At 72.4% G+C, this 25,913-nt stretch carries 17 protein-coding genes; 13 read left to right on the forward strand and 4 right to left on the reverse strand.

The annotated features are described in order from the left end of the window. Positions 1 to 11: 11 nt before the first annotated feature. The 5 genes from ACZ6WH_RS32680 (at position 12) to ACZ6WH_RS32700 (ending at position 9,163) form a co-directional block, all read left to right on the forward strand. Positions 12 to 2,126 carry a phosphocholine-specific phospholipase C gene (locus tag ACZ6WH_RS32680; protein ID WP_469733002.1) on the forward strand — a complete coding sequence of 705 codons (2,115 nt, stop codon included), beginning with the start codon at positions 12 to 14 and terminating at the stop codon, positions 2,124 to 2,126. 209 nt (positions 2,127 to 2,335) lie between these two features. Next, entirely contained in the window at positions 2,336 to 4,600 is a 2,265-nt protein-coding gene (locus tag ACZ6WH_RS32685) for an MMPL family transporter (protein WP_469733004.1), read from the forward strand. A 48-nt stretch (positions 4,601 to 4,648) separates the two neighbouring features. Beyond that, positions 4,649 to 5,257, forward strand: a complete 609-nt coding sequence (locus tag ACZ6WH_RS32690; protein ID WP_469733006.1) for a hypothetical protein — start codon at positions 4,649 to 4,651, stop codon at positions 5,255 to 5,257. A 200-nt stretch (positions 5,258 to 5,457) separates the two neighbouring features. Next, entirely contained in the window at positions 5,458 to 5,646 is a 189-nt protein-coding gene (locus ACZ6WH_RS32695) for a hypothetical protein (protein ID WP_432859028.1), read from the forward strand. A 67-nt stretch (positions 5,647 to 5,713) separates the two neighbouring features. Beyond that, on the forward strand, positions 5,714 to 9,163 hold the full coding sequence (locus ACZ6WH_RS32700) for a helix-turn-helix transcriptional regulator (RefSeq protein ID WP_469733222.1): 3,450 nt from the start codon (positions 5,714 to 5,716) through the stop codon (positions 9,161 to 9,163). On the opposite strand, the gene ACZ6WH_RS32705 is transcribed toward ACZ6WH_RS32700, so the two are convergent. From ACZ6WH_RS32705 to ACZ6WH_RS32715, 3 genes are all read right to left on the reverse strand, one after another. After that, a complete protein-coding gene (locus ACZ6WH_RS32705; RefSeq protein ID WP_469733008.1) occupies positions 9,155 to 9,346 on the reverse strand; it encodes a DUF6191 domain-containing protein in 192 nt (63 codons plus the stop codon). The genes ACZ6WH_RS32700 and ACZ6WH_RS32705 overlap by 9 nt on opposite strands. A 66-nt stretch (positions 9,347 to 9,412) precedes the next feature. After that, positions 9,413 to 10,585: a PQQ-dependent sugar dehydrogenase gene (locus tag ACZ6WH_RS32710; protein WP_469733010.1), complete on the reverse strand. Its 1,173-nt coding sequence runs from the start codon at positions 10,583 to 10,585 to the stop codon at positions 9,413 to 9,415. A 449-nt stretch (positions 10,586 to 11,034) separates the two neighbouring features. Further along, on the reverse strand, positions 11,035 to 12,027 hold the full coding sequence (locus ACZ6WH_RS32715; protein ID WP_432859036.1) for an aldo/keto reductase: 993 nt from the start codon (positions 12,025 to 12,027) through the stop codon (positions 11,035 to 11,037). Positions 12,028 to 12,115: 88 nt separating this feature from the next. Between ACZ6WH_RS32715 and ACZ6WH_RS32720 the strand changes: the two genes are divergently transcribed. From ACZ6WH_RS32720 to ACZ6WH_RS32755, 8 genes are all read left to right on the forward strand, one after another. Continuing rightward, positions 12,116 to 13,075, forward strand: a complete 960-nt coding sequence (locus tag ACZ6WH_RS32720) for a 2-hydroxyacid dehydrogenase (RefSeq protein WP_469733012.1) — start codon at positions 12,116 to 12,118, stop codon at positions 13,073 to 13,075. A gap of 318 nt (positions 13,076 to 13,393) precedes the next feature. Beyond that, on the forward strand, positions 13,394 to 16,384 hold the full coding sequence (locus ACZ6WH_RS32725) for a putative bifunctional diguanylate cyclase/phosphodiesterase (RefSeq protein WP_432859040.1): 2,991 nt from the start codon (positions 13,394 to 13,396) through the stop codon (positions 16,382 to 16,384). Between the two features lie 207 nt (positions 16,385 to 16,591). Next, positions 16,592 to 18,445, forward strand: coding sequence for an acetolactate synthase large subunit (locus tag ACZ6WH_RS32730; RefSeq protein ID WP_469733015.1), 1,854 nt, complete (start codon positions 16,592 to 16,594; stop codon positions 18,443 to 18,445). A gap of 31 nt (positions 18,446 to 18,476) precedes the next feature. Next, the gene (gene ilvN, locus ACZ6WH_RS32735) at positions 18,477 to 19,001 is read left to right on the forward strand and encodes an acetolactate synthase small subunit (RefSeq protein ID WP_103832993.1); all 525 of its coding nucleotides are present in this window, start codon (positions 18,477 to 18,479) and stop codon (positions 18,999 to 19,001) included. A gap of 144 nt (positions 19,002 to 19,145) precedes the next feature. After that, complete coding sequence (gene ilvC, locus ACZ6WH_RS32740; RefSeq protein ID WP_361555998.1) at positions 19,146 to 20,144, forward strand: ketol-acid reductoisomerase; 999 nt, start codon at positions 19,146 to 19,148, stop codon at positions 20,142 to 20,144. A gap of 248 nt (positions 20,145 to 20,392) precedes the next feature. Next, positions 20,393 to 21,994 (forward strand): phosphoglycerate dehydrogenase, encoded by a 1,602-nt coding sequence (serA, locus tag ACZ6WH_RS32745; protein WP_432859045.1) that lies wholly within the window; start codon positions 20,393 to 20,395, stop codon positions 21,992 to 21,994. A gap of 427 nt (positions 21,995 to 22,421) precedes the next feature. Beyond that, a complete protein-coding gene (locus ACZ6WH_RS32750) occupies positions 22,422 to 22,805 on the forward strand; it encodes a VOC family protein (protein ID WP_432859047.1) in 384 nt (127 codons plus the stop codon). A 215-nt stretch (positions 22,806 to 23,020) separates the two neighbouring features. Then, entirely contained in the window at positions 23,021 to 24,031 is a 1,011-nt protein-coding gene (locus ACZ6WH_RS32755) for a PRC and DUF2382 domain-containing protein (RefSeq protein WP_469733018.1), read from the forward strand. 106 nt (positions 24,032 to 24,137) lie between these two features. Here ACZ6WH_RS32755 and ACZ6WH_RS32760 read toward each other — a convergent pair whose 3' ends face one another. Then, on the reverse strand, positions 24,138 to 25,811 hold the full coding sequence (locus ACZ6WH_RS32760) for a purine-cytosine permease family protein (protein ID WP_469733020.1): 1,674 nt from the start codon (positions 25,809 to 25,811) through the stop codon (positions 24,138 to 24,140). Positions 25,812 to 25,913: the final 102 nt, after the last annotated feature.

Genomic DNA, 25,913 nt, shown 5'->3' on the forward strand with positions numbered 1-25,913 from the left:
GGAGGTCGAGCGTGGCAGCGGAGACAACGCGTAGACGGGTACTGGCGGTCGGTGCGGCGGCCGTGGGGGCGGCCGCCGCCGGGTCGCTGCTGCCGCCCTCGCTCCGGCAGGCGCTGGCCGCCGACGCGGCGCGGCCCGGGCGCTCGGACGGCGGGCTCGACGACATCGGCCACGTCGTCGTGCTGATGCAGGAGAACCGGTCCTTCGACCACTACTTCGGGATGCTGCGCGGTGTACGGGGCTACGCCGACCGGAATGCGATCAAACTCCCCGGGGGCGGCAGCGTCTACGAGCAGCCCGGGCCGCTCGGCCGGACCGTCCTGCCCTTCTCCGTGCGGGAGGCCGCGGCGGCGCAGCAGAAGGATCTGCAGTACATCGGCGCGCTCGACCACGGCTGGGACGGCGGCGCCAAGGCCTGGCACGACGGCTGGATGGACAACTGGGTCGGCGCCAAGACCGCGGCCACCATGGCGCACTACGACCGCCGGGACGTGCCGCTCCACTACGAGCTGGCCGACACCTTCACCGTCTGCGACGCCTACCACTCCTCGATCCACTCCTCCACCAGCCCCAACCGCAACCACCTGGTCAGCGGCTGGACCGGCTTCGAGGCGAACGGCGAGCGGGCGGTCGGCAACGACGCGTACGAGGAGGACACCCACCCCGGCTACGACTGGCCGACGTACGCCGAGCGCCTGGAGAAGGCCGGCCACAGCTGGCGGGTCTACCAGGAGTGGGACAACTTCACCGACAACAACCTGGAGTTCTACGCGCGCTTCAAGGCCATTGCGAAGAAGGCGCTGGCCGGGGTCGGCGATCCGAAGGTCCAGAACATGACCGCCTTCTACGCGAAGGTCGCCGACGCCGACGAGCCGGAGCGGAAGCGGCTCCAGGGCCTGCTGGAGGAGGGCGTGCGGGCGCTGTCCCGGGCGGACCGGAGCCTCTTCGAGCGCGCGCTGCGGCGCGGCGAGCCGGGTTCGACCGCCACCGCCTTCGCGGCCGACGTCGCCGCCGGGAAGCTCCCCGAGGTCAGCTACATCGTCCCGGCCGCCGCCGACTCCGAGCACCCCGGTTCCTCCTCGCCGATCGCCAGCGCCACCCTCGTCTACCAGGTCCTCGACGCCCTCGGCAGCAACCCCGACGTCTGGCGGCGTACCGTCCTGCTGCTCACCTACGACGAGAACGACGGCTTCTTCGACCACGTCCCGCCGCCCGTCGCCCCGGCCGGCACCGACGAGGAGTACTGGGACGGCCGCCCCACGGGCCTCGGCATCCGCGTCCCGATGCTGGTGATCTCGCCCTGGTCGGTCGGCGGCCACGCCTGCTCCCAGGTCTTCGACCACACCTCGATCATCCGCTTCCTGGAGCGCTGGACCGGCGTCCGCGAGCCGAACATCAGCGCCTGGCGGCGCACCGTCTGCGGCGACCTCACCCACGCCTTCGACTTCTCGCGCGGCCGGCAGCAGCCCGCCGTCGACCAGCCGGGCCCGATCCCGCCCTTCACCGGCCGGTGGAACCCGAAGCCGCCCGCCGAGCAGCGGCTGCCCCGCCCCGAGGAGGGCACCCGGCCGGCCCGTCCGCTGCCGTACCAGCCGGACGCGGACGGCACGTACGACCCGGCGGCCGGGCGGTTCCGGCTGGCGCTGCGCAACACGGGCGCGGCCAGTGCCCACCTCGCGCTGTACCCGTACGCGGCGGAGTACGCCACGCCCCGGCACCGCGACGTACGGGGGACGGCGGGCTGGGACGTACCGGTCCGGGACGGGGCGTACGACTTCACGCTCACCGGGCCGAACGGCTTCCGGCGGGAGTTCGCCGGCACCGCGGCGGGCGCGGCGGCCGGGCTGCGGGTGAGCACGCACCTGGACGCCGGCGAGCGGGAGATCCACCTCACGCTCGTCAACCGAGGTGACCGGTCGCTGACCGTCACGCTGGCCCCGCTGGCGTACTCCGGCGCGGCCCCGCGCACGGTCGAGCTGCCGGCCGGCCGCACCCGTACGCTCGCGCACCCCGCCGCCGGCGACCACGGCTGGTACGACCTAAACCTCACGGTCAGGCAGGACGAATCGTTCCGCCGCCGGCTGATGGGACACATCGAGAACGGCGAGGAGTCCATAACGGGCTGATCCGAGCGGAAACCGCGGCTTCGCTTCTTTGTGGGGAAGTACACAAAGGGGTCAAAGGATCTTTTCGGGCTGTCACTCTTCTGTGACGCGGGCCCGCCGCCCCTTCGTCGGCAGGCGGCGGGCCCGCGCCATCCCCCGCCCCTCCCGCGCGCGACAGCACCGGTGCCCCGGAGTTCGACGCACACCCCGGGACAGCAGAAAAGGCCTCCATGACCGCACTCGCCCGGTGGTGTCTCCGGCGCCGCGCCCTGGTCGTCGTCGTATGGCTCGCCGTCCTCGCGGGCGTCGCCGCGGCCGCCGGCGCGCTGGGCTCCTCGTACTCGAACAACTACGAGGTGCCCGGCACCGAGTCCGGACGCGCGGCGGACCGGATGGCGGACGCCTTCCCCGGCCGGTCCGGGGAGAGCGACACCATCGTGTGGCACACCGACTCCGGGACGGTGCGCGCGGCGGACGTACGGGACCGGATGGCGCCGGCCCTGGACCGCGTCGCCGATCTGCCCGGGGTGGCCTCGGTGGACGGCCCCTACGACACCCGGACCGACGCGTCGGCGGACGGGGCGGCGGAGCGCCGCATCAGCGCGGACGGGCACACCGCCTACGCCTCGGTGGTCTTCGACGCACCCGTCGACGACCTGGACGCGAAGACCGTGCGGGCGGTCGTGGACACCGCGCGGGACGCCTCCGGCGACGGCCTGACCGTCGCCCTCGGCGGCGCCGGCATCGACCTCGCCGAAGCACCGAAGAGCCACCTCGCCGAGGCCATCGGCCTGGCCGCGGCAGCCGTCGTCCTCTTCCTGGCCTTCGGCTCCCTGGCCGCGACCGCCCTGCCGATCATCACCGCGCTCGTCGCGGTCGGCACCGCCTCGTCCGGCATCGGCCTGCTCGGCCACGTCATGACCGTGGCCGACTTCGCGCCCATGCTCGGCATGCTCATCGGGCTTGGCGTGGGCATCGACTACGCGCTGTTCATCGTCACCCGGCACCGCAGGAACCTCCGCGCGGGGATGGGCGTCGGGGAGGCCGCGGAGAAGGCGGTGGCCGTATCGGGCCGGGCCGTGGTGTTCGCCGGGGCCACCGTGTGCATCGCCCTGCTCGGCATGCTCGTCCTGCGGCTGTCCTTCCTCAACGGCGTCGCGCTCGCCGCCTCGCTGACCGTCGTCCTCACCGTCGCCGCCTCCGTGACCCTGCTGCCCGCCCTCCTGGGGCTGATCGGCACCCGCGTACTCGGCCGCCGGGAACGCGGCCGGCTGGCCGCCGACGGACCGGTCCCCGAGCACCCCACCGGCTTCGCCGTCCGCTGGTCCGGATTCGTCGAGCGCCACCCCAAGCTGCTCGGCGCCCTCGCCGCCGGGATCATGCTCGTCCTCGCACTGCCCACGCTCGGCCTGCACCTGGGCACCTCCGACCAGGGCACCGACCCGCCCGCCTCGACCACCCGGCAGGCGTACGACCTGCTTGCTGGGGGCACCTCCCGGACGGAGTCTGGGGGAGGCTTCGGCCCCGGCTTCAACGGGCCGCTCACCCTGGTCGGCGACCTGGACGGGGCCGACGACCGGCTCGCCTTCGACAACCTCCCCGACCGGCTGCGGACCACGCCCGGCGTGGCCCAGGTCAGCGGCCCGGAGTTCGACGGCAGCGGCAGCACCGGTGTGATCACCGTCGTCCCGGACAGCTCGCCCCAGTCGCAGGAGACCTCGGACCTGGTGGAGCGGCTGCGCAACGACGTGCTGCCGCAGACCGCCGACGACTCGACCCTGCGCGTCGACGTCGGCGGCGTTACCGCCGGATACGACGACTTCGCCGACGTGATCGTCGGCAAGCTGCCGCTCTTCGTGGGCGTCGTCATCACCCTCGGCTGCGTGCTGCTCCTCCTCGCCTTCCGCAGCGTCGGCATCCCGCTCAAGGCCGCCGTCATGAACGTCGCCGCGGTCGCCGCGTCCTTCGGGATCGTCGTCGCCGTCTTCCAGTGGGGCTGGGGGAGCGAGGCGCTGGGCCTGGGGAGCGGCGGCCCGATCGAGCCCTTCCTCCCCGTGATCATGGTCTCGGTCCTCTTCGGCCTCTCCATGGACTACCAGGTCTTCCTGGTCAGCCGGATGTACGAGGAGTGGCGGCGCACCCACGACAACCGCCGGTCCGTACGGGTCGGACTCGCCGAGACCGGCCGGGTGATCAACTCGGCGGCGGTCATCATGATCGCGGTGTTCTCCGCCTTCGTGCTCAGCGGCGACCGGACGATCGCGATGTTCGGCATCGGGCTGGCCGCCGCCGTCGCCCTCGACGCCTTCGTACTCCGCACCCTCCTGGTGCCCGCCCTGATGCACATGCTGGGCGGCGCGAACTGGTGGCTGCCGGGCTGGCTGGACCGCCGGCTGCCGCGGATCAGCATCGAGCCGCCGGAGGAGGAACCGGACACCGTCGTGCCCGCCCCCGCGCCGCGGCACGCCGAACGCGAGCCCCTCGTGCCCCGCTAGCGCGGCTCTCTCATACGACTCTCAGACGCGGCCCCTACGGTCGCGCCCATGGGTACCACGACGAGCAAGAACGACACCGCGAAGACCGACGCGGTCACCGACGACAAGGCCGCCGACCCGAAGCCGGCGGCCGCCTCCGAGGAGCAGGCCACCGCACCCGCGGAGAAGGCCGCAGCGCCCGAGGACCGCGTGCCGGACACCGCCACGGACGAGGCCCACGAAGAGGAGCCGCACCCCGAGGACGCGCCCGTCACCGGACAGGCCGCACCCGCGCGGCGCGGCATCGTGGCCGGAGCCGGCGCCGTCGCCGGTGCCGCGCTCGGCCTCGCCTCCCTGACCGGCACCTGGGCCGGCACGATCCTCTCCGAGCGGCAGGGCGTACTCGGCCAGATCAAGCTCCAGACCGGCCAGACCAAGGACCAGATCGCCGCCGTCTACACCGCCCCCTGGCACACCACCGCGCTCGTCAACGGGACCTTCGCCCTGATCGCCCTCGTGGTCACCGGCGTCGTCCTGCTCCGCCGCCCGCAGGCCGCCTGGACCAAGGCCGTCGCCTGGGGCGGGTTCGCGCTCGCCGTGCTCGGCCTGGTGGTCGCCGGAGGCATGTACCTCGACCTGTTCGCCTCGGCGCCCAAGCTCAGCGCGGGCGGGTCCTGAGGAAGTCCGCACCACCGCATACGGCATCCGGCAGGGGCCTTAGACCGCACCGTGGGACACCGCGGCGGAATCTGAGGCCCCTCCGGCCGTGAAGATCGGGAAGTTGCCCGATGCGGCACACCGCCTGAGGCGGCGACGCTGACGACGTACCGTCAGCCGCCGCAGGAGCACGCTCCTCGCGGCCCTCCTCAGGGAGCACCATGTACTACTACGAGGCCCAGCACCGCGTCCGCCACGAGGAACTGCGCCGGGAGGCCGACCTCGACCGGCTGGCCCGCGAAGCCGCCGCGGGACGCCGCGCCGCCCGGTCCCCCGAACACGAACCCGAAGGGCGGGTGAGCCGCAAGCAGGGCCGGTTCGTACGGGCCCGCCGCCGGGCCGAGGCCTGAGCCGCGCGGCCCGCCGAGGCGTCCGGTGACCGGGAAACTCGGTGCCGAACTGTCAGACCCCTGTGCGATGCTCTGCGGCGTGGAGACCAGGTCCGTCAGTCGCGTGTTCGTCGGCCGCAGCAGCGAGTTGGGCCTGCTGGGGGACGCGCTGACGCGCACCACGGCGTCCGGTGAGCCGCAGGCGCTCCTCATCGGCGGCGAGGCGGGCGTGGGCAAGACCCGGCTCATCGAGGAGTTCGCCGCGGCCGCCCGGGCCACCGGCGCGCTCGTCGCCCTCGGCGGCTGCATCGAGATCGGCTCCGAGGGCCTGCCGTTCGCCCCGTTCTCCGCGATCCTGCGCACCCTCAACGCCCGCCTGCCCGAGGAGCTGGCCGCAGCGGTCGCGGGGCAGGAGGGCGAACTGGCCCGCATCCTGCCCGAGCTGGCCGAGGCCCCCGGCGAGTCCCGCGACGACGAGCACGGCCGCGCCCGCCTCTTCGAGCTCACCGCGCGGCTGCTGGAGCGGCTCGCCCGCGACCGCAGCCTCGTCATCGTCGTCGAGGACCTGCACTGGGCCGACCGCTCCACCCGCGAGCTGATCGGCTACCTCCTGCACACCCTGCACGACGCCGGCATCCTGCTGGTCGCCACGTACCGCTCCGACGACATCCACCGCCGCCACCCGCTGCGCCCCTTCCTCGCCGAGGTCGACCGGATGCGCACGGTCCGGCGTGCCGAGCTGGCCCGCTTCAACCGCGACGAGGTCCGCTCCCAGATGGCCGGCATCACCGGCCGCGAGCCCGAAGAGGCCCTGCTCGGCCGGGTCTTCGAGCGCTCCGAGGGCAACGCCTTCTTCGTCGAGGAGCTGGCCTGCAGCATCGACGACGGCACCCTGCCCGGCCTCAGCGACTCCCTCCGCGACCTCCTCCTGGTGCGCGTCGAGGCGCTGCCGGAGCACACCCAGCGAGTGATCCGCACGGCCGCCGTGGGCGGCTCCACCGTCGAGCACGACCTCCTCGCGGCCGTCGCGGGGCTGCCCGAGGACGGCCTCATCGAAGCGCTGCGGGTCGCCGTCGGCAGCAACACCCTCGTGCCCACCAGCGACGGCACGGGCTACCGCTTCCGGCACGCGCTGGTCCGCGAGGCCGTCCAGGACGACCTGCTGCCCGGCGAACGCACCCGCCTCAACCGCCGGTACGCCGAAGCCCTGGAGGACGACCCCGCACTGGTGCGCGCCGAGGCGTGCGCCGCCCGCCTGGCGAGCTACTGGTACCACGCCCGGGACGCCGCCAAGGCGCTGCCCGCCGTGCTCACCGCCTCGGTCACCGCCCGACGCCGGCACGCGCACGCCGAACAACTGCGGCTCCTGGACCGCGCACTGGAACTGTGGGACCAGGTGCCCAAGGACGTCCGGCTCGCGGTCCGCCCGGTGGACTGCGCCGAGGCGTATCCGGCGAGCGGCAGCGACGACGACGCGCTGCGCTACCTCGACCTGCTCGCCGAGATCGCGGTCGCCGCGCGGCTCTCCGGCGACCGCGAGCGCGCGTACACGGTCACCAAGCGGGCGCTCCGCGCGCTAGCCGGGGAGCACGACCCGCTGCGCGAGGCGTGGTTCCGCACCCAGCGCTCCCGCCTGGCGGAGACCACGGGCCGCGGCGACGGCTGGGAGGACCTGAGCGCGGCCCAGGAGCTGGTGCGCGGGCTGCCGCCGTCCCCGGTGCACGCCGCGGTGCTCGCCCAGGTCGCCGCCTGGGGCGCGCTGCACGTCCCCGGCCCGGACTCCTTCACCGCGGCAGAGCGGGCCGTGGAGCTGGCCCGCCTGGTCGGAGAGGAGGAGGCCGAGCTGAACGCCCGTCTCACGCTGTACGGCCTCCAGGTCTCCTCCGGGGACGTGGAGGGCGGCCTGACCGGCTTCCGGGAGGCGCTGGACCGCGCGCTGGAGCGCGGCTTCTCCGCCGTCGTCGCGCGCGGCTGCACCAACCTCCCCTCGCACCTGGAGTCGGTGGGCCGGTCCCGGGAGGCGGTGGCGGCCACCGAGCGCGGGCTCGCCATGACCGACCACTTCGGCATGAAGGACTCCCGCGCCTGGGTGTACGGCAACCGCGCCAAGAGCCTGCTGTCGCTGGGCCGCTGGGCGGAGGCCGCCGAAGCCGCGACGGCCTGCAGGCGCCTCGCCCTGGGCAACCGCACCCGCGCGCTGGCGGCCTCCCGGCACGCCGATCTCGCCCTGATGCGCGGCGACACCGACGCCGCCGCAGAAGAACTGGACTACGCGCGCGCCCACTTCGGCAGCTACGAGAACCAACCGCAGCACAGCCTCCCCATGACCCGCTTCGCCTACGAGATCGCGGTGCAGCGCCAGGGCGTGGTCGCCGCCCGGGAGGTGCTGGAGCCGCTGCTGACGGCCGGTTTCCCGCTCGGTACGTACAACTACGGCTGGCCGCTGCTGTGGCGGGTGGCCGCGGCGGAGGCCGACGCCCGCGGGCTGCCCGCCGCGGCCGCGGGCCGGGACGCGCTGCTCGCCCGGCTGGCGGCGGCGGCGAAGCGGCTGCCCCGCCCGGTCCCGGTGTGGCAGGCGTACGGCCGGCTCACCGAGGCCGAGCTGCGCCGGGCCGAGGGCCGCCCGTCACCGGAGCGCTGGGCCGAGGCGGTCGCGGCCTTCCGGCAGGTCGAGCGGCCGTACGAACTGGCCTGGGCCGGCCTCCGCTGGGCCGAGGCCCTGCTGACCTGCGGCCCGGCGGCCCGCGGGGCGCGGGAGGCGGCCACGGGGCTGCTCGCCGACGCGCGTGCGACGGCCCGGTGGATGGGCGCGGCCCCGCTCACCGTGGAGATCGACCAGCTCGCCGTACGGGCCCGGATCACACTGCCGGAGGACGACGGGAGGACCGACGGAAGCGGGGCGCCGGACGACGACGGGCGGGCCGCCGGGGGCGGGGTGCCGGAAGCCGGGGTGGTACGGCAGCGGACCGGGACCGAGGGGCTGTGGCGGCCGGCGATCACGGCAGGCGCGGCACCGGCGGTGGCCGGCGCCGCGGCGCGGGACGGTGGTGCCGGAGCGGCCGGAGCGGCCGGAGCGGCCGGAGCGGCCGGAGCGGCCGGAGCGGTGCGTACGGCGGCACCGGAGCCATCGGCGGGGCTCGCGGGGGAGCCGGGGGTCGGGGCGGGGCCGGACGCCGGGGCGGGGCCCGGCCGAAGACCGGGCGGCCCCGCGGCGCCCGCGCCCACCGTGCTGCCCGCGGGGCACGCCGCCGCTCCGTCGGCCACCCCGAGAGGAGAGCGGGCGGCGGCCGGTGCCACGGGCGCCGGCCCCGGCGCCACCGCCGACTCCCTCGGGCTCACGCCGCGCGAGCGGGACGTACTGCGGCTGGTCGCGGCCGGGCGCAGCAACCGTCAGATAGCCGACACGCTCTTCATCTCGCCCAAGACCGCGAGCGTGCACGTCTCCAACATCCTCGCGAAGCTCGGCGTCTCGGGGCGCGGCGAGGCGGGTGCGCTGGCGCACCGGCTGCGGCTGTTCCCCGACGCGGAATCAGCCTGAGGCCAGCGGCTCCTCGGAAGCGGGGTGCGGGAGGCGGACGACGACCTGCCCGGAAGCCAGGTCGATCGGGCCCCGGCCCGGGTCGGAGTCGCCGATGTCCACGACGACGAGCGTGAGCTTCTGCCGCTCGTCCTCGGTGTGCTTGCGGCCCGGCGCGAAGAACTCTTCGGCGAGGTTGAACATGCGACCCCCTGGCGTGGCGTCCTGCTCACTGCCGTCAGTGTAGGCACGCCTGCCGCAAAAAGGACATCATGTGATCTTCAGCCGCAGAATCCGGTCGTCGCCCTTTTCCGGCGTACCCCGCTTGTCCGTCTCGCTGGTGACCAGCCACAGCCCGCCGTCACCGGTCGGTACGACCGTCCGCAGCCGGCCGTACTTCCCCTCCAGGAACGCCTGCGGCTTCGCCGCCGGCTTCGTGCCCCGCAGCGGGATCCGCCAGAGCCGCTCGCCACGCAGCCCGGCCATCCACACCGAACCCTCGGCGTACGCGATGCCGCTGGGCGAGGCGTCCGCGGTCCGCCACTGCTCGACCGGGCGTACGGAGGAGGAGTTCCCGCCGCTCTTGCCCTCGGCGTCGGGCCAGCCGTAGTTCCGGCCCGGCCGGATCAGGTTCAGTTCGTCCCAGGTGTCCTGGCCGAATTCCGACGCCCACAGCCGGTCCCCGGAGTCCCAGGCCAGGCCCTGTACGTTGCGGTGGCCGGTGGAGTAGACGACGGAGTCGGCCGACGGGTTGCCGTGCACCGGTTCGCCGTCCGGCGTCATCCGCAGGATCTTGCCGCCCAAGGAGTCCTTGTCCTGGGCCTGTTCGCCGTCGCCGGTCTCGCCCGTACCGGCGTACAGCATCTTGTCCGGGCCGAACGCGATCCGCCCGCCGTTGTGGATGTGACCCTTGGGAATGCCCTTGAACACCGTGTCGGGCGCGCCCAGTTGATTACCCGCCGGCCGCTTGTCGTTGTAGATCATGCGCACGATGCGGTTGTCGGACGCGGTGGTGAAGTACGCGTAGACCAGGTGGTCGGCGCCGTACGTCGAGGACACCGCGAGGCCCAGCAGCCCGCCCTCGCCGTCGGCCGCCACGCCGGGCACCGAGCCCAGCTCGGTCTTCCTGCCGTTCTCCGCGTCCACCTTGACGATCTTCCCGGTGTCCCGGGACGCCACGAGGAGGTCGCCGCCGGGCAGCACCGCGACGCCCCAGGGGGAGTCCAGGCCGGTGGTGAGGGTGGCGGCGACCTTCACCGAGCCCTTGGCGGGGGCGCCGGAGGGCGTCTCGTGCGGCTTCTGCGGCGTCGCGGAGGAGCCGGCGCCGCGCGAGGGCCCGGTGGACTTCCCGGACGTACCGGGGCTGCCGTCCCCCGAGGAGCAGCCCGCCGCGAGGAGCAGGGCGGCGGCGGTCAGTGCGGCGGTCGCGGTACGGCGTGGCACGGCGGGCGTCCTCTCGTCGGCGGGCGGCGGCACCAGCACACCACACCCCACCGGAACCCGCCCGGCCGTTTCGTCGACGGCCCCGGACCGGCCGTTCCCGCCGGGCCTCTGTTTGGCCGTTTCCCCCGACTGCCGCGGACCGGCCGTCTCCCGACGGGGCCTCCGCCCGGCCGTTCCCTCGACCGAGGGGTTCCCCGACTGCCCCGGCCTGTGTGACGCCCCCGCCTGGCCGTTTCCTCTCTGGCCCGCCACCCGGCTGTTTTCCCGCCGGCCCACGCCCGGCCGTTTTCCCGCCGGGACCCTGGGTATCCCCCGGTCAGGGGGAAAGGGGCGTTCGAATCGCCCCGAAGCGCGCCCCCCGGACGCCGTCGCCCCCGTACCTGGGGCCGTCGCCCCCGTACCTGGGGCCGTCGCCCCGTACGCGTACCCCTCGGTCCCAGGAGCCCCGGTCAGTCCCACGACCCCCGGGCCGGGGGCAGGGTGGCGATTTCTGTGAAGTCCTCGCGGGTCAGCCGTACCGCGGTGGCCTTGGCGTTCTGTACGGCCCAGCGCTCCTTCTTCGCGCCCGGTATGGGGACGACGTGGCGGCCCTGTGCCAGTACCCACGCCAGCGCCACCTGCCCGGGTGTCACCCCGTGCCGCGCGCCCACCCGGCGCAGCCCCGCCACGACCGGCTGATTGGCGGCCATCATCTCCGCCGTGAAGCGCGGGTGCCGGGCCCGCATGTCCTCCGGCTCGAAGCCCTGGCCCGGGGTCAGCGTGCCGGTGAGATAGCCGTTGCCCAGAGGCATCGCCGCGAGGAAGCCCACGCCGCGCGTCTCGCACCAGGGCAGCAGCGCCTCCAGGGCCTCCGGCGACCACACGGACAGCTCCGCCTCGACGCTGCTGACAGGGAACACCTGCTGCACGCGCTCCAGTTGGCGCAGCGTGTCGTCGTGCGTACGGGTGCCGCGGCGCCTGGGGGCCCGCGCGCCGACCGCGCACAGCCCGAGGGCGCGCACCTTCCCGGCCGCCACCAGCTCCGCCATCGCCCCCCAGGTCTCCTCGATCGGCACCTCGGGGTCCGCGCGGTGCAGCTGGTAGAGGTCGATGTGGTCGGTCTGCAGCCGGCGCAGCGAGGCGTCGCAGGCTCTTTTCACGTACCCCGGACGGCCGTTGGCGACGATGTGCTGCTCGCCGACCAGCAGCCCGACCTTGGTCGAGACGAAGGCCTGCGCGCGGCGCTGCTTCAGTGCCCGCCCCACCAGCAGCTCATTGGTGAAGGGGCCGTACATGTCGGCGGTGTCCAGGAGACTGCAGCCCCGGTCGAGTGCGGCGTGCACCGTCCGCTCCGAGCTCTCCCCGTGCCGCTGCGACGCGGTGTACCCCCAGCTCATCGGCATGCAGCCGAGGCCGATTGCGCCCACTTCGAGCGCCGCCGCACCGATTGTCCTGCGCTCCACCTGGTCGTGCCTCCGTCCCCTCGCCCCGGTCAAGGGCGCTGACCAAACTAACGTCTGATGAGGGGCACTCTTCGCATAGCCTCGGGCCATGGCTTCCTCAGACACCACTCGCGCCACCGACGTCTGGCTCCCCATACCTGCCGCCGAGATCGACGGCCTCCCCGAGGGCCTCTCCTACGTCCACTGGGACGCCGGCCCCGAATACCCCGCCGATCCCGCCCGCTGCGCCTTCTACGCCGTCCCCTACATGAAGCCTGTCGACCAGGTGCTGCGGCCGCTCGCGGAGATGACGAACGTACGCGTCGTCCAGACCCTCACGGCCGGCATCGAGCACATGCTGCCCGCCGTGCCCGGTCTGCCGGCCGGCACCCGGCTGTGCAACGCACGCGGTCTGCACGACGCGAGCACCGCCGAGCTGACCCTTACGCTCGTGCTCGCCGCGCTCCGCGACATTCCCACGTTCGTCCGGGCCCAGGACGCCGGGGAGTGGCGGCAGGGGTTCCGTGATGCGCTGGCCGACAAGTCCGTCCTCATTGTGGGCTATGGTTCGATCGGAAGTGCTATCGAAGACCGGCTCACACCTTTTGAGTGTGCGCGGGTGGCGCGCATTGCGCGCACCGCTCGTGACACCGTGCGCGGTCCTGTGCATCCACTTGCCGAGTTGCCCGCCCTGTTGCCCGAAGCGGACGTCGTGATCATGGCGACGCCGCTCACCGAGGACACGCGTGGCCTGGTCGGAGCCGATTTCCTGGCCCGGATGAAGGACGGCGCGCTGCTCGTCAACATCGCGCGCGGGGGTGTGGTCGACACCAAGGCGCTGCTCGCGGAACTGGAGTCGGGACGGCTCCGGGCAGCACTCGATGTAACCGATCCGGAACCACTGCCTGCCACACACCCCTTGTGGCACGCTCCCGGCGTGCTCATCACTCCGCACGTCGGTGGTCCCAGTACTGCCTTCCTGCCCCGTGCGAAGCGGCTTCTCCGTGATCAACTCCGGCTTTTCGCGGCCGGCGAGCCCCTCGGCAACGTCATCACGACCGCCGGCTGACGGGTTGACCGTAGCTCTACGGAGTCGTACGACTGCGTCCTGTGCCACCAATTCCGGGCCAGTCACGCTCCGTAGAGCGACTATGTCCCTGTGTGACGGAACTGGTGTATCGTCCCGAACGGGGACCCGCGCCGGGACGTGGCGGCGCGCAGCGAACGACCGGAACCGAGGGGGGCGACGGGCGATGAACGGCCGATGCACCACCGAGACGAGGACCGCTGACCACACGCGCGTTGCGCGTGTTCCCACCGCGATACGGATGCAGCGCGGGCCGCGCCCGCCACGACCACGCCGGTCGGCAGCGCGGGGGAGAGCCCGGTGACCGCCTCCGGCGCCGTGCTGACCCCGCCGGCCGGGCCCCGGTCGGCCGTGAGCAGTCTCCCGCAGATCCTGCTCGCCGTGGTCTGCGGCGGATACGCCACGGGGGCGGCGTTCGGCTGGGGCTCGGAGAAACTGGCCCTGATCATGGGCGACTTCGGGCTCAGCGCGGCGGCCCTGGCGGCCGCGGTCTCGTGCGTGTTCTACGCCCGCAAGCACCGCAGCCGCTTCCGCCCGGCCTGGCTGCTGTTCGCCGCCTCCTCCGCGATGGCCGGCATCGGCAACGGCGTCTGGGGATGGTACGAGGTCGTCCTCGAAGCGCCCGTGCCCAGCCCCTCGATCGCCGACTTCTGCTTCCTGCTCTTCGCGCCGCCCGCCATCGTCGGCCTGCTGGTGCTCGCCAAGCGGCCCGTCAACCGGGCCGGCTGGGTCTGCCTGGCGCTGGACGCCTGGCTCATCGGCGGCTCGCTCCTCACGCTCTCCTGGAGCCTGGCCCTCGCCCACACCACGCACTTCCAGGGCCAGACGGTCGCGCAGGGCGCCCTGTCGCTCGCGTACCCGCTGCTCGACATCGTCCTGGTGAGCATGGTCCTGGCGCTGCACTTCAAGCGCTCCTCGGCCAACCGCTCGGCGATCAACACCGCGATCGCTGCGCTCGCGCTGACCGTGCTCTGCGACGCGCTGTTCACCTCGCCGCTGCTGCGCGAGCACTACCGCTCCGGGCAGATCCTGGACGCCGGCTGGTTCGCGGGCTCCATGCTCCTGGCGTACGCCCCCTGGGTCGCCGCGCGCTCCGGCGCCGACTCCGCGGGGGACGACTTCACCCGCGCCACCCGGCGCGCCGCCGTGCCGCCCGGCAGCCCCCCGATCGCCGGCTCACTGGCCGCGCTCACCCCGTACCTGGCCGCCGCCGTCTGCACCCTGGGCATCCTGCTCAACGTCCTGGACGGCCGCCGCATCGACCACGTCGTGCTCTTCACCGGCTGCACGGTCGTGCTCGCCCTCGTCGTCCGCCAGGGCATCATGCTCGTGGACAACATCACCCTGACCCGCGAGCTGGCCCAGAAGGAGAACCACTTCCGCTCCCTGGTGCAGGGCTCCAGCGACGTCATCATGATCGCCGCGCCCACCGGCGTCCTGCGGTACGTCAGCCCCGCCGCCTCCGGCGTCTACGGCCGCGACGCCGAGGACCTGGTCGGCTCCGAGCTGGCCTCCCTGATCCACCCCGAGGACCTCGGCCGCGTGGTGCACGAAGTACGGCGCTTCCTCGCCGCCGACTCCGAGGCGGAGCCCACCACGCGCATCGAGTGCCGCTTCCGCGCCGGCGGCGGCCGCCCCGGCGGCGAGGAATGGCTGAATGTCGAGTCCACGGTCAACCGCCACGAAGGCGGCCTGATCTTCAACTCGCGCGACGTCACCGAACGGGTACGGCTCCAGGCCCAGCTCCAGCACAATGCCTCGCACGATGCCCTGACCGACCTGCCGAACCGTGCCCTGTTCACCGAACGGGTCAGCCAGGCCGTCACCGGCCGCCGCTCCTCCGACCACGACACCGCCGTGCTCTACATCGACCTGGACGGCTTCAAACAGGTCAACGACACCATCGGGCACCAGGCCGGCGACGAGCTGCTGGTTCAGGCCGCGCGCAGGCTGGCCGAATCCGTACGGGCCGGGGACATCGCCGCGCGCCTGGGCGGCGACGAGTTCGCCGCGCTCATCATGGGCGACGGCAGCCGCGACCTCACCGCCCGGGAGTTCCGCGTCCACGAGATCGCCGACCGGCTGCGCGTCCGGCTGTCCGAGCCGTACCGCATCGACGGCCAGGAGGTACGGGTCGCGGCCAGCATCGGCGTGGCCTTCGCCGAGCCCGGCGTCACCCCGGCCGCCCTCCTGCGCAACGCCGACCTCGCCATGTACCGCGCCAAGCAGGCCGGCAAGGGCCGCGTGGAGATGTACGCGCCGCAGATGCAGGCCGACGTCGTACGCCGCTCCGAGCTGGCGACGAAGCTGCGCACCGCGCTGCACGACGGCGAATTCGCGCTGCTGCACCAGCCCGTGGTCGAGCTCTCCAGTGGCCGGATCACGGCCGTCGCCGCGCAGGCCCGCTGGCGTTCCGCGCAGGGCATCCTCTTCACCCCCGCCGAGTTCCTGCGGGTCGGCGAGCGCGGCCGGCCGGGCGGCGAGGAGGGCGAGCGCACCGCCGAACTGGGCCGCTGGCAGCTGGAGGAGGCCGTCGAGCAGGCGGCGCGGCGGCACCACGCGGGCCATCCGGTCTGCGTCGCCGTCCGGCTCTCCGCCCGGCGGCTGCTGGACCGCAAGCTGCCGCCCAGGAGCATCGAGACCTTACTCGCGCGGCACGGCCTGCCCTCCGGGGCGCTGCTGCTGGAGCTGTCCGACAGTGATCCGCGGATCCCGCTGGACGAGCTGGAGCGGCGCCTGGCGGCCCTGCGCAGGCTGGGCGTACGGATCGCGCTCGACGGCTTCGGCAGCGGATACGCCGCCATCAGCGCGCTGCGCCGGCTGCCCATCGACGTACTGCGGCTGGACCGCGGCCTGGTCGACGGCGTGGTGGAGTCCGCGCGGCTGCACAAGATCACAGCGGGGCTGCTGCGGATCGCCGGCGACCTCGGACTCCAGTCCGTCGCCGACGGCGTGGACCGTCCGGAACAGGTCACCGCGCTGCGCGCCATGGGATGCACGCACGGCCAGGGCATGGCGTTCTCCGGGCCGCTGGACGAGCACCGGCTCCGCCGGGCGCTCACGATCGGCTCCTACCCCGTCCCCGGCCTGCTGCCCGAGAGCCGCGAGATGGTGCTGAGCAGCGCGGTACCGGCCGCCCGGCGGGCCTCCGGGCCCCGGGAGGCGGGCGCCGCGCAACGCCTCGGAGAGCTGCCGCGGCGGCTCGGCGCCGGGGAGGTGCCGGCCGGACCGGACGCGATCAGCCATCCCCCGTTGCGCTCAAATAGTGAGACCTCCGTCCCACCCACTTGACACTCCAGGTGCGCCGGGGGGAAGGTCGGAGCCATGCGCACCCGAATTCTCGTACTTGGACAGCGCGTCGGCTGAAGCCGGGCCCTTGAACAGCCCGGCGCACCGCACCGACGCGCTCCCCTCGCTTGCCTATCGGCACGAGGGGTTTTTTGTTGCACCAGCACCGCCAAACCCCATCAAAACCCTCACCTCCGAGAAGAGACGCAGATGACCGAGCAGGCCTCCGGGGCCCACCATCCGCAGCCGCGGGCCCGTACCGGCGGGGCGCAGCAGCCCACCGCCGTCGAGCACGTCACGGGCGCGCAGTCCCTCATTCGCTCTCTCGAGGAGGTCGGGGCCGACACCGTATTCGGCATCCCCGGCGGTGCGATCCTCCCGGCGTACGACCCGATGATGGACTCCAAGCGGGTCCGGCACGTCCTGGCCCGCCACGAGCAGGGCGCAGGCCACGCAGCCACCGGGTACGCGCAGGCCACCGGCAAGGTCGGCGTCTGCATGGCCACCTCGGGCCCCGGCGCCACCAACCTGGTCACCCCGATCGCCGACGCGCACATGGACTCCGTCCCGCTGGTCGCGATCACCGGCCAGGTCGCCTCCGCCGCGATCGGCACGGACGCCTTCCAGGAGGCGGACATCTGCGGCATCACGATGCCGATCACCAAGCACAACTTCCTGGTGACCGACCCGGCCGACATCCCCCGGACGATCGCCGAGGCGTTCCACATCGCCTCGACCGGCCGCCCGGGCCCCGTCCTGGTGGACATCGCCAAGGACGCGATGCAGGCCAGGACCACCTTCTCCTGGCCGCCGCAGACCGACCTGCCCGGCTACCGCCCGGTGACCAAGCCGCACGCCAAGCAGATCCGCGAGGCGGCCCGGATGATCACCACGGCCAAGCGGCCGGTGCTCTACGTCGGCGGCGGCGTGATGAAGGCCGGCGCGACGGCCGAGCTGAAGGTGCTCGCCGAGCTGACCGGCGCCCCCGTCACCACCACCCTGATGGCGCTGGGCTCCTTCCCCGACACCCACCCGCAGCACCTCGGCATGCCGGGCATGCACGGCTCGGTCGCCGCGGTCACCTCGCTGCAGAAGGCCGACCTGATCGTCGCCCTGGGCGCCCGCTTCGACGACCGCGTCACCGGCAAGCTGGACAGCTTCGCCCCGTACGCCAAGATCGTGCACGCGGACATCGACCCGGCCGAGATCGGCAAGAACCGCATGGCGGACGTCCCGATCGTCGGTGACGCCCGCGAGGTCATCGCCGACCTGATCGTGGCCGTCCAGGCCGAGCACGAGGCCGGCCACCCCGGCGACTACGCCGCCTGGTGGAACGACCTGAACCGCTGGCGCGAGCACTACCCGCTCGGGTACGACCTGCCCGAGGACGGCAGCCTCTCCCCGCAGCAGGTCATCCAGCGCATCGGGCAGCTGGCGCCGGAGGACACCATCTACGCCGCGGGCGTCGGCCAGCACCAGATGTGGGCCGCCCACTTCATCGACTACGAGAAGCCGGCCACCTGGCTGAACTCCGGCGGCGCCGGGACGATGGGGTACGCCGTCCCGGCCGCGATGGGCGCCAAGGCCGGGCAGCCGGACCGCCCGGTGTGGGCGATCGACGGCGACGGCTGCTTCCAGATGACCAACCAGGAGCTGGTCACCTGCGCGATGAACAACATCCCGATCAAGGTCGCGATCATCAACAACGGCGCGCTGGGCATGGTCCGCCAGTGGCAGACGCTGTTCTACAACCAGCGGTACAGCAACACCGTGCTGCACGCCGGCCCCGAGGCGGGGGAGCAGCCCAACCTGGGCACCCGCTGCCCGGACTTCGTGAAGCTGGCCGAGGCCATGGGCTGCGTGGCGATGCGCTGCGAGGACCCCGCCGAACTGGACGCCGTGATCGCCAAGGCGAACGCCATCAACGACCGCCCCGTCGTCGTGGACTTCATCGTCCACGAGGACGCCATGGTCTGGCCGATGGTCGCCGCAGGCACCTCCAACGACGAGGTCATGGCGGCCCGCGGGGTGCGCCCCGACTTCGGCGACAACGAAGAAGACTGACGGCCAGGACAGAAGAGAAGAGACCGAGCCCATGACCAAGCACACGCTCTCCGTCCTGGTGGAGAACACGCCGGGTATCCTGGCGAGGATCGCCGCGCTGTTCTCCCGTCGCGGCTTCAACATCGACTCACTCGCCGTCGGTGTCACGGAGCACCCCGACATCTCGCGCATCACCATTGTCGTGAATGTCGAATCGCTCCCCCTGGAGCAGGTCACCAAGCAGCTGAACAAGCTGGTCAACGTCCTGAAGATCGTCGAGCTGGAGCCGTCCTCGGCCATCCACCGCGAACTGGTCCTGGTGAAGGTCCGCGCGGACAACGAGACGCGCTCGCAGATCGTCGAGATCGTCCAGCTGTTCCGCGCCAAGACCGTGGACGTCTCGCCGGAGGCCGTCACCATCGAAGCCACCGGCGGCGCCGACAAGCTGGAAGCCATGCTCAAGATGCTGGAGCCGTTCGGCATCAAGGAGCTGGTGCAGTCCGGCACGATCGCCATAGGGCGCGGCGCCCGGTCCATCACGGACCGCTCGCTGCGGGCCCTGGAGCGCTCCGCCTGACCGACGCGTCACCCGGCCGTGGGGGCACGGCCGGAACGCACCCCCTCGCCCGCGGCCGCTGCCCGCATGGCGAGACCCTGAGCTCACACCCCCCAGCCCCGGCATAGTCTGTGGGCACCAGCTAGTACCAAGGAGATACCCCAAGTGGCCGAGCTGTTCTACGACGACGACGCCGACCTGTCCATCATCCAGGGCCGTAAGGTCGCGGTTCTCGGCTACGGCAGCCAGGGCCACGCCCACGCGCTGTCGCTGCGCGACTCGGGCGTCGACGTGCGCGTCGGCCTGCACGAGGGCTCCAAGTCCAAGGCGAAGGCCGAGGAGCAGGGCCTGCGCGTGGTGAGCCCCTCCGAGGCGGCGGCCGAGGCCGACGTCATCATGATCCTGGTGCCGGACCCCATCCAGGCCAAGGTCTACGAGGAGTCCGTGAAGGACAACCTGAAGGACGGCGACGCGCTGTTCTTCGGGCACGGCCTGAACATCCGTTACGGCTTCATCAAGCCCCCGTCCAACGTCGACGTCTGCATGGTCGCCCCGAAGGGCCCCGGCCACCTGGTCCGCCGCCAGTACGAGGAAGGCCGCGGCGTGCCCTGCATCGCCGCCGTCGAGCAGGACGCCTCCGGCAACGCCTTCGCGCTGGCCCTGTCCTACGCCAAGGGCATCGGCGGCACCCGTGCGGGCGTCATCAAGACGACCTTCACCGAGGAGACCGAGACCGACCTGTTCGGCGAGCAGGCCGTGCTCTGCGGCGGCACCGCCGCGCTGGTCAAGGCCGGCTTCGAGACCCTGGTCGAGGCGGGCTACCAGCCCGAGATCGCGTACTTCGAGTGCCTCCACGAGCTGAAGCTCATCGTGGACCTCATGTACGAGGGCGGCCTGGAGAAGATGCGCTGGTCGATCTCCGAGACCGCCGAGTGGGGCGACTACGTCACCGGCCCGCGCATCGTGAACGACGCGACCAAGGCCGAGATGAAGAAGGTCCTCGCCGAGATCCAGGACGGCACCTTCGCCAACAACTGGATGGCCGAGTACGAGGCCGGTCTGCCGAAGTACAACGAGTACAAGAAGGCCGACGCCGACCACCTCCTGGAGACCACCGGCAAGAAGCTGCGTGGCCTGATGAGCTGGGTGGACGAGGAGGCGTAAGCCTCCTGGCCGAGGGGCCGTACCGCACCGGTACGGCCCCTCGCGCCACCGCCTTGTCCACTGCGTAGAACCACGCACGGGTGATCCTTCCGCTCCGGCGAAGGAGGAGCCCTGAAACGCCACTACACTGCTGACCACAAGCGCGTCAGGCTCACAACGTCGTGCGTCTTCCACGCGGCTGCCCCCTTCACCGCCTTCGGCCGTCGGGACGGCCGTCCGCGAAGGACTAAGTGAGGACTGAAGACCACGTGAGCACTGCCTCCGCCAAACCCGTCGTACTCATTGCCGAAGAGCTGTCGCCCGCGACCGTCGACGCGCTCGGTCCGGACTTCGAGATCCGGCACTGCAACGGCGCGGACCGCGCCGAGCTGATTCCCGCCATCGCCGACGTCGACGCGATCCTGGTGCGCTCCGCGACCAAGGTCGACGCCGAGGCCATCGCCGCGGCCAAGAAGCTCAAGGTCGTCGCCCGCGCGGGCGTGGGTCTGGACAACGTCGATGTCTCCGCCGCCACCAAGGCCGGCGTGATGGTCGTGAACGCCCCGACCTCCAACATCGTCACCGCCGCCGAGCTGGCCTGCGGCCTGCTGGTCGCCACCGCGCGGAACATCCCGCAGGCGAACACGGCGCTGAAGAACGGCGAGTGGAAGCGCAGCAAGTACACCGGTGTGGAGCTGGCGGAGAAGACCCTCGGCGTGGTCGGCCTCGGCCGCATCGGCGTCCTGGTCGCCCAGCGCATGTCCGCCTTCGGCATGAAGGTCGTCGCCTACGACCCGTACGTCCAGCCGGCCCGCGCGGCCCAGATGGGCGTCAAGCTGCTCTCCCTGGACGAGCTGCTGGAGGTCTCGGACTTCATCACTGTCCACCTCCCCAAGACCCCCGAGACCGTCGGCCTCATCGGCGACGAGGCGCTGCACAAGGTCAAGCCGTCCGTCCGCGTCGTCAACGCCGCGCGCGGCGGCATCGTGGACGAGGCCGCCCTCGCCTCCGCCCTCAAGGAGGGCCGGGTCGCCGGCGCCGGCCTGGACGTCTACGCCTCCGAGCCCTGCACCGACTCCCCGCTCTTCGAGTTCGACCAGGTCGTGTGCACCCCGCACCTGGGCGCCTCGACCGGTGAGGCGCAGGAGAAGGCCGGTATCGCGGTGGCCCGCTCGGTGCGCCTGGCGCTCGCCGGCGAGCTGGTCCCGGACGCGGTCAACGTCCAGGGCGGCGTGATCGCCGAGGACGTGAAGCCGGGTCTGCCGCTGGCCGAGAAGCTGGGCCGGATCTTCACCGCGCTCGCGGGCGAGGTCGCGGTCCGCCTGGACGTCGAGGTGTACGGCGAGATCACCCAGCACGACGTGAAGGTGCTGGAGCTCTCCGCGCTCAAGGGCGTCTTCGAGGACGTCGTGGACGAGACGGTGTCGTACGTCAACGCTCCGCTGTTCGCGCAGGAGCGCGGCGTCGAGGTCCGCCTCACCACCAGCAGCGAGTCGCCGGAGCACAAGAACGTCGTGACGGTGCGCGGCACCCTCTCCGGCGGCGAGGAGATCTCGGTCTCCGGCACGCTGGCCGGCCACAAGCACCAGCAGAAGATCGTTGCGGTCAACGACCACAGCATCGACCTGGCGCTCGCCGACCACATGGCGTTCCTGCGCTACAGCGACCGTCCCGGCGTGGTCGGCACGCTCGGCCGGATCCTGGGCGAGGCCGGCATCAACATCGCCGGCATGCAGGTCTCCCGCGCCGACGTGGGCGGCGAGGCGCTGGTCGCGCTGACCGTCGACGACACGATCGCGGCCCCGGTCCTCGGCGAGATCGCCGACGAGATCGGCGCCACCTCGGCCCGTACGGTGAACCTCACCGACTGACGGCCCGCAGCCCGTACGAGGGGCCCGGACGGATTCCTTCCGTCCGGGCCCTTCAGCGCGTTCAGCGGTTATCCACAGGGCCCCCGCGAGACCGCGGGCCGCGCTACCTTCGCGGTATGCGCGGTGGAGGCGGGGGAGGGGGTCTTGCCGCGGGGGCCTTTCCAGTGGTTGGGGAGAGGGAGGGGCCCTGCCAGGGTTCGGGAGTGAGGGAGGGGCCCCGCCAAGGGCCGGAGGAGGACGGTCGGGGCTCGGGGGCCGGAGGACGGTCGGGGGCCGGAGGACGGTCGGGACACCGGTCGGGACAGCCGGAACGCCCCCCAAGGACCCGACGACCTAGGCCCCGTCGCCCACCCCCATACGTCCCGCGGCCGATGGCGGGGGCTTGCCGGGCGCCTAGGCTCGGGAGGGACCAAGAGGGAGGCCACTCATGGCAGTTGAGCTGAACCACACGATCATCCACGCCAGCGACCGGAAGCGGTCGGCGGAGTTCCTGGCGGACATTCTCGGGCTCCAGGTGCAGCCCGAGTTCGGGCCGTTCCTGCCGGTGGCGACCGACAACGGCGTCACCCTCGACTTCGCCCAGGACGACGGGAAGATCACCCCGCAGCACTACGCGTTCCTGGTCGGCGAGGACGAGTTCACCCGCAGCTTCGACCGGATCAAGGAGCTGGGCCTGGACTACTGGGCCGACCCGCACCGCACCCGCCCCGGTGAGATCAACACCAACGACGGCGGCCGCGGCGTGTACTTCCCCGACCCGGACGGCCACTACATGGAACTGATCACCCGCCCGTACGGCAGCGGCAGCTGAGCCACGGGGGTGTTCACCCGTATGGAGTAGCGACGGAGGGTGGGGCGCCGGCCCGGACGGTGCCGCGCTCCGCCCTCATGAGCGGCTTCGGGACCGGTACGGAACGGTAGCCGGAGCCCGGCTCCCGTGCTCCCGACTCGCCCGGCGGCTCCAGGAGGTGCGCAATGGGAGAGGTGCGTGCCCCTCCTGCAGGCGCGCGCGAAAGGAGAGACGCCATGAATGCACCTCTGGGTGACACCCCTCATGACCTGGCCGGGCTGAATGTGATCGACGCCGACGGTGCCAAGGTCGGCTCCGTCCAGCAGGTCTACCGGGACGACGCCACCAATGAGCCGGAGTGGATCACGGTGCGCACCGGGCTGTTCGGTACGAAGGAGACCTTCGTTCCGCTGGCCGGGTGTACGCGGGTGGACGACGCGCTCCGTGTTCCGCACACCAAGGACCTGATCAAGGATGCCCCGCGCATGGACGCCGACGGCCACCTGGAACCGTCGGAGGAGGAGCGTCTGTACCGGCACTACGGTCTGACCCGGTCGGGCCGGAGCGGCATGGGCCACGACACGGGGCAGGCCGGAGGTATGGGCACCGCGGCAGCCGCGGGTGGCATGGGCACCGCGGGTGCGGCCGGCATGGCCGGGCAGCACACGCGTCCCGAGGCCGACCGGCCGATGGCCGGCGCGGGCGCCGGGCAGATGGCCATGTCGCGTGGCGGCCCGACCGACGACCGGCACTCCCGCAAGGAGCAGAATCCGGAGATGACGCTGTCGGAGGAGCGGGCCCAGTTCGGTGTCGAGGAGCACGAGAGCGGTCACGCGCACCTGCGGAAGCACGTCGTCACCGAGAACGTGAGCCAGACCGTGCCGGTCAGCCACGAAGAGGTCCGCATCACCCGTGAGCGGATCCCCGAGGACGAGGCGCGCCGCACCGGCGGCAAGCCCGCGAAGCTGGAGGACGGCGAGTACGACATCACGCTGCACCGCGAGGAGCCCGTGATCCGCAAGGAGACCGTGGCCTACGAGCGGGTACGCCTGGAGACCGACCGGGTCACCGAGCAGCAGGAGGTGTCGACCGAGGTCCGCCGGGAGCAGTTGGAGTTCGACGACGGCACCGGCGGCACGACCGGCACCACCGGCCGTACGGGCCCGGCCGACCGGACCGGCCGCAAGGGCACGAAGGGCATGAAGGGCACCAAGGAGACCGGCGAAGAGGACACGGGGCGCTGGTGACCCAGGGGGCGGTTCTCCGCTCGCACCACTGCGCGACGCCTGCCCGGCGAGGCACGGGCAGGCGTCGCCTTGTGTATGCGTACTGCGGCAGGCGTCATGACGGGTGTCACGCGGCGGGCGGCGCCGCCGGGAGCAGGTGCGTGCCGGTCCGGTCGGTGCTCAGGCACAGCGAGCAGATCACCGCGTCGTGCGTCCGGCAGGCGGCCACGTCGGGGCGCTCGAATTCCTGCCGGCAGACGTGGCAGGTGTATGTGTGCGCGCTGGGGTTGCCGTCCGCGTCCAGCAGTGGTTCGGCGATGCCGTCGTCGGTCCGCCGCAGGTAGTAGCGGCCCTTGGTGACGACGGCCATCAGCGGGGTGAGGACGAGGGCGAGCAGCGCCGCGGCGACGGGTGAGTACGGCTGGAGGGTGTCGCCCAGGGCGTGGAAGTACATCGCGATGGAGAGGCCGGAGGCGACGGTGAAGGCGACGACGCCGACGGGGTTGACCGCGTACAGCATGCCCCGGCGGAACTCGGGGGCGTGCGGGGAGAGTTTCAGCAGGTACTTGTTGACCATGATGTCCGTGGCGACCGTGACGATCCAGGCGATGGCGCAGTTCGAGTAGAAGCCCAGTACGGCGTTGAGGAAGCTGAACATGTCGGCCTCCATCAGGACGAGCGCGATGGTCAGGTTGGCCAGGACGAAGACCATCCGGCCGGGGTAGCGGCGGGTGACGCGGGTGAAGGAGTTGGTCCACGCCAGCGAGCCGGAGTAGGCGTTGGTGACGTTGATCTTGATCTGGCTGATCACGACCAGCACCACGGCCAGCGGTACCACGAGCCACGCCGGCAGCATCGCGTCGAAGGCGCCCTTGAACTGCTGGATCGGTTCGGCGGCGGCTGCCGGGGCGACCTCGGCGAGCGCGTACACGGCGAGGAAGATGCCGGCGGCCTGCTTCAGCGCGCCCAGTACCACCCAGCCGGGTCCCGCCATGATCACCGCGGTCCACCAGGTGCGGCGGTTGGCCCGGGTCTTCGGCGGCATGAAGCGGAGATAGTCGATCTGTTCGCCGATCTGCGCGATCAGCGACAGGCACACGCCGGCGCCGAGCAGGACGGACGCGGTGTTCAGGCCGCCGTCGCCGGCCGCGCCCGGGTACGCCAGGAAGTGCCGCACGGTACCGGGGTCGGTGGCCACCAGGTACACCAGCGGCCCGACCATCAGCAGCAGCCAGATCGGCGTCGTCCACACCTGGAGCTTGCTGAGCGCCTTCATGCCGTACACGACCAGCGGGATGACCAGGAGGGTGGAGACCAGATAGCCCAGCCACAGCGGCAGCCCGAGGCCGAGCTTCAGCCCCTGCGCCATGATCGAGCCCTCGGTGGCGAAGAAGATGAAGGTGAAGCTGGCGAAGATGACGCTGGTGAGCACCGAGCCGTAGTAGCCGAAGCCGGAGCCGCGGGTGATCAGGTCCAGGTCGATGTTGTAGCGCGCCCCGTAGTACGCGAGCGGGAAGCCGGTCACGAAGATGACCGCGGCGGCGAGCAGGATCGCGGCGAGCGCGTTCCCGGTGCCGTGGGCGATGCCGATGCCCGCGCCGATGGAGAAGTCCGCCAGGTAGGCGATGCCGCCCAGCGCGGTGGTCGCCACGACCATCGGCGTCCACCGGCGGTAACTGCGCGGCGCGAACCGGAGGGTGTAGTCCTCCAGCGTCTCGTCCGCCGCCCGCCCGCCGTCCGCCGGCCCGGCCCCCGGCCCGGTCGGCGCGGTCTCCGCCTCGGTGTACAGCCCTGTGTCCATGGCGGGGACCCTAGGAACGGCGTGTTACCCGCGACCGCTCGCGCGATGACACGGATGTTTCCCGGTGTTACGGAACGACGCACGGGGGGCGGCCTCCCGCCG

The organism is Streptomyces sp. NPDC050806, assembly GCF_055586425.1.

Excerpts from the sequence above, each read along its gene's own strand:
- ACZ6WH_RS32695 (WP_432859028.1), top strand. The coding sequence starts at position 5,458 with ATGTACTACTACGAGGCCCAGCACCGCGTCCGCCACGAGGAACTGCGC.
- ACZ6WH_RS32730 (WP_469733015.1), top strand. The coding sequence starts at position 16,592 with ATGACCGAGCAGGCCTCCGGGGCCCACCATCCGCAGCCGCGGGCCCGT.
- ACZ6WH_RS32720 (WP_469733012.1), top strand. The coding sequence starts at position 12,116 with ATGGCTTCCTCAGACACCACTCGCGCCACCGACGTCTGGCTCCCCATA.
- ACZ6WH_RS32755 (WP_469733018.1), top strand. The coding sequence starts at position 23,021 with ATGAATGCACCTCTGGGTGACACCCCTCATGACCTGGCCGGGCTGAAT.
- ilvN (WP_103832993.1), top strand. The coding sequence starts at position 18,477 with ATGACCAAGCACACGCTCTCCGTCCTGGTGGAGAACACGCCGGGTATC.
- ACZ6WH_RS32685 (WP_469733004.1), top strand. The coding sequence starts at position 2,336 with ATGACCGCACTCGCCCGGTGGTGTCTCCGGCGCCGCGCCCTGGTCGTC.
- ACZ6WH_RS32760 (WP_469733020.1), bottom strand. The coding sequence starts at position 25,811 with ATGGACACAGGGCTGTACACCGAGGCGGAGACCGCGCCGACCGGGCCG.
- ACZ6WH_RS32750 (WP_432859047.1), top strand. The coding sequence starts at position 22,422 with ATGGCAGTTGAGCTGAACCACACGATCATCCACGCCAGCGACCGGAAG.
- ACZ6WH_RS32705 (WP_469733008.1), bottom strand. The coding sequence starts at position 9,346 with ATGTTCAACCTCGCCGAAGAGTTCTTCGCGCCGGGCCGCAAGCACACC.
- ACZ6WH_RS32700 (WP_469733222.1), top strand. The coding sequence starts at position 5,714 with ATGCTCTGCGGCGTGGAGACCAGGTCCGTCAGTCGCGTGTTCGTCGGC.
- ACZ6WH_RS32690 (WP_469733006.1), top strand. The coding sequence starts at position 4,649 with ATGGGTACCACGACGAGCAAGAACGACACCGCGAAGACCGACGCGGTC.